Source organism: Brevundimonas diminuta 3F5N, assembly GCF_900163625.1.
Classification (GTDB): Bacteria; Pseudomonadota; Alphaproteobacteria; order Caulobacterales; family Caulobacteraceae; genus Brevundimonas; species Brevundimonas diminuta_A.
The window spans coordinates 1-2,721 of record NZ_FUIE01000026.1 but is presented as its reverse complement, the minus strand read 5'-3'; the positions used below and the strand labels follow the sequence as shown (position 1 = coordinate 2,721).

Below are 2,721 nucleotides of genomic sequence, written 5' to 3'. Positions count from 1 at the left end.
CCGATCCCTGCATCCCCTTACCCAAAGGATGCAGGAAAATGAGTATTGATAAGACCGCTCCGTCTGGAGCTTCGACCACCTCGACCCGCCTCGCGCAGGAGCAGACCCCAGCTCCCGCAACGACGACGGGATCAAGTCCTGCGACCGGCTCGCCGGATTCGTCGGGCATGGCCGCACACGATGCTCAGGCATCGATGCATGCGGCTGCCGTCATCTTCATGCAAGCCCAGACACTTGCTCTGGGCGCCTCCGCGCGGCCGGAGGTGCGGATCGCCCTAGCAGAAGGCCTCCTGGCCGAGCTCGCCCGCGCCTTGATGCGCGTGGCGCTGGGCTCTCAGACCTGCGCGCCCTCGGCGCTGCCGGAACCTGACCCTTGACGCCTCGCTGTGCAGGCGAAGCCCCGCCGGCAGTCGGCGGGGCGCCCCCTCCCCCACGTTCAGGTCATCGCCTGGACGCAGCCCTGTCACCCTCAGCCCGAGCCATCGTGGCTGGCCGCCTTTCCGCTGATCTGCGCCATCGCCCTAGCGCGTGCAGCGCCCGATCAGCGACCCTGCCCTTGTTTTTTCCCCACCGGAGCCAGACCTCTCATGCGTGCCGCCCTCTACACCCGCAGCGCCAGCGTTCCCCAACAATCCGCCGAGATCCTTGACCCGTTCATGGCGTGCCGGACCTTCGCCGAGCGCGAAGGCATCGACGTCGTCGCCGCCTTCGAAGATGCAGGAGCATCCGGCGTTTCCAGCGTCGATCGCTCCGGCTTCCTTGACCTGATGCAGGCCGCCAAAACCGGCGCGTTCGACGTTGTCATTTGCGAAGGACTGGATCGTCTGTCTCGATCCCAGGCGGACATCCTCGACATCTTCGAAGCCCTGCGCGTCCTTGACGTCTCAGTCGTCACTCTGGCGGACAACCGCGTCGACGGGATGCAGGTCTGCGAAAACGGAGCGTCGGACACCCCTCGGCTCAAGGCGATGCAGCGCAAGGCTATGACCGAACACCAGGGCGAAGAGACCAGCCCGTCCGCACCCGAGCCCGAGGCCGCGTAATGGCCAACGCCGCCCCTTCAACCGCAAACCGGCCCCTGATGCGGGCGGCCCTTTACGCCCGCTTCTCCAGCGATCTGCAGAAGCAGACCTCGATCGAGGATCAGTTTGTCGCCTGCCGCGCCTTCGCCGCCCGTCAGGGCATCGAGATCGTCGGCGCCTTCGAGGACGCCGGCATATCCGGCGCCTCGATCGCCAACCGCCCCGGCTTCCTGGCCATGGAACGCGCCGCCAAGGGCGGCGCATTCAACGTAGTGATCTGCGAAGCCCTGGACCGCCTGTCGCGGTCGCAGGCCGATATCGCCGCCATCTATGAAGACCTGCGGTTCAACGGCGTCGCCATACACACAATCTCGGAGGGCGCCGTCGATGAACTGCACGTCGGCCTCAAGGGCACGATGAACGCCCTCTTCCTCCAGGAGATCCGCCGAAAGACCCGGCGGGGCTTGGAAGGCGTGGTTCGCGATGGCCGCCACACCGGCGGACGGGTCTACGGTTACGCCATCCGCCGCGAGTTCGACGCCGCAGGTGAACCCATCAGAGGTCTTCGCGATATCGTCCCAGCCGAGGCCGAAGTCGTTGTGGAGATCTTTCGCAAGTACGCTGCGGGCGCCTCCCCACGCGCCATAGCGGCAGACATGAACGCGCGCGGCATTCCCAGCCCGCGAGGCAAGGCCTGGAACGCCTCAACCATCAACGGCAACGCCGAGCGTGGGAATGGCGTCATCCACAACGAGCTCTATCGCGGCTTCCTGGTGTTCGGTCGCCAGACTTGGCTGAAGGACCGCAGCACCGGCGCCCGCAGTGCGCGCAAAGGCGATCCCGCCGCCATTGTCCGCCAGGCAGTGCCCGATCTGAGGATCGTTCCCGAGGAACTCTGGCTCAGGGCCCGCACCCGCTACGAAGAAAATCGGCTAGGTCCGCAGAAGACATCGCCATTGGCATCGGTGCGCCCGAAGCATCTCCTCAGCGGCAAGCTGACCTGCGGCTGCTGCGGCGGCCCGATGATCCGCAGCGGATCCGAACAGAGATTCGTCTGTTCGTGGCGACGCGAGCGCGGCCCGACCGCTTGCGACAACGGGCGCGGGGTCAAGGGCGCCGACATCGCCGACCGGGTTCTGGCGGCCCTCAGGGATCGCCTGCTGGCGCCGGACATCGTCGCCTCCGCCATGGAGGAAGCGCGACTGGAGATGGAGAAACGTAATCGGGAGGTCCGAAGCCGGCGTGGCAAGCAGGAAGCCGATCTGGCCGAAGCCATACGCCGGTCGGAGCGCCTGATCGACCAGGTCGCCGACGGCGTCCTGAGCGGCGCGGCGATCAAAGACAAACTGGCCGCGCTCGAGGCCCAGCGCACGGCGCTGGAGGCGGAACTGGCGGCTGAGGAAGCCCCTTCGCCGGTGTCCCTGCATCCGGGGATCGCCGAGCACTATCGGCGCGTGGTGGGCGACCTCGCCCAGGCGCTTCACCGCAGCGACAGCGAAGCGGCGGCCGAGGCGCGCGACTTGGTGCGCCGGCTGATCGAGACGGTCGTGGTCACGCCGCTGCCGGAGCGGGGCCAGTATGGACTAACCGTCAAAGGACAAATCGCCGCCCTGGTAGGCCAGGACGGCGATTGTACTATTGTAGTGGGTGCGGGAGTAGGATTTGAACCTACGACCTTCAGGTTATGAGCCTGACGAGC

At 66.6% G+C, this 2,721-nt stretch carries 3 protein-coding genes; all 3 read left to right on the top strand.

The window, feature by feature from the left end; all coding sequences use genetic code 11:
* The coding region (locus FM111_RS16445) for a hypothetical protein (protein WP_218779174.1) at positions 1 to 377 on the top strand (377 nt) is incomplete at its 5' end.
* A 210-nt stretch (positions 378 to 587) separates the two neighbouring features.
* Positions 588 to 1,043, top strand: coding sequence for a recombinase family protein (locus FM111_RS04855; RefSeq protein WP_087139592.1), 456 nt, complete (start codon positions 588 to 590; stop codon positions 1,041 to 1,043).
* Positions 1,043 to 2,710, top strand: a complete 1,668-nt coding sequence (locus FM111_RS04850) for a recombinase family protein (protein ID WP_087139591.1) — start codon at positions 1,043 to 1,045, stop codon at positions 2,708 to 2,710. Before FM111_RS04855 ends, FM111_RS04850 begins: the two co-directional genes overlap by 1 nt.
* Positions 2,711 to 2,721: the final 11 nt, after the last annotated feature.